Source organism: Mesorhizobium sp. M7A.F.Ca.ET.027.02.1.1 (assembly GCF_004022985.1).
Taxonomy (GTDB): Bacteria; Pseudomonadota; Alphaproteobacteria; order Rhizobiales; family Rhizobiaceae; genus Mesorhizobium.
Map to the genome: position 1 here is coordinate 1 of NZ_RZOL01000836.1, position 882 is coordinate 882.

The following is an 882-nucleotide window of genomic DNA, read 5'->3' on the forward strand; positions in this document are numbered from 1 at the left end:
CAGGAGCGCGCTGCCCGGGACGGGCTGATCAGAAGGCTCGCACGCCGCCGATCATCCTGGTCACCTCGGCGGCGGCATCGCGCACCAGCGGGCCGATCTCGGCCAACTGCTCCGGCGTCACCCGCACCGTTGGTCCCGACACCGAAACGCCGCCGATCGGCTCGCCGAATTCGTTGAAGATGGCGGCTGCCACGCAACGCATGCCGGGGTGCCGCTCCTCGTCGTCGACCGACCAGCCGCGCAGCTTGATCCGCGCCAGATCGTGGGCAAGCGCCGAAATGTCTGAAAGTGTCCTGTCGGTGAAGCGCTGCAGGCCTGCCTTGCGCAGGATGGTTCCGACGCGCTCCGGCTCGAGATGCGCCAGCACCGCCTTGCCGATGCCGGACGCATGGAAGGGACTGCGTGTGCCCGGACGGAAGAAGGCGCGGATCGCCTGGTGCGTCTCGACCTGGCTGACGAAGACCACGCAATCGTCCTCGGCGACGCCGAGATTGGCGGTCTCGCCGGTTCTTTCCATCAGCTCTTGCATGGCGACACGCGCGCGGTCGACCAGCTTGCGGCGGCGCAGGAAGGCCGCGCCCATGCGGTAGGTCTCGACGCCGATCGACCACAGTTGGTCTGATGTGTCGAATTCGACCATGCCGTGGTTTTGCAGCGTCGTCAGCATGCGATAGGCGGTGGAGGTGGCAAGGCCGCTCTGCGCCGAGATCTCGCTCAGCGACAGGCCGCTGCCTTCCGCGACAATGGCCAGGATGCGCAGTGCCCGGTCGAGCGACTGCACCGAACTGACCTCCGATGGCCCGTTGAAAGCGCGCGGCCGGCCGCGCGCTTTCAACGGGCCATCGGAGGTCAGTTCGGTGCAGTCGCTCGACCGGGCACTGC

The 882-nt window shown here is 67.7% G+C and carries 1 protein-coding gene; it reads right to left on the reverse strand.

Features of this window, described 5'->3' with window-relative positions; genetic code table 11:
- Positions 1-28 precede the first annotated feature (28 nt).
- Positions 29-835 (reverse strand): HTH-type transcriptional regulator BhcR, encoded by an 807-nt coding sequence (gene bhcR, locus EN749_RS36510; protein WP_128365058.1) that lies wholly within the window; start codon positions 833-835, stop codon positions 29-31.
- Between the last annotated feature and the right edge of the window lie 47 nt (positions 836-882).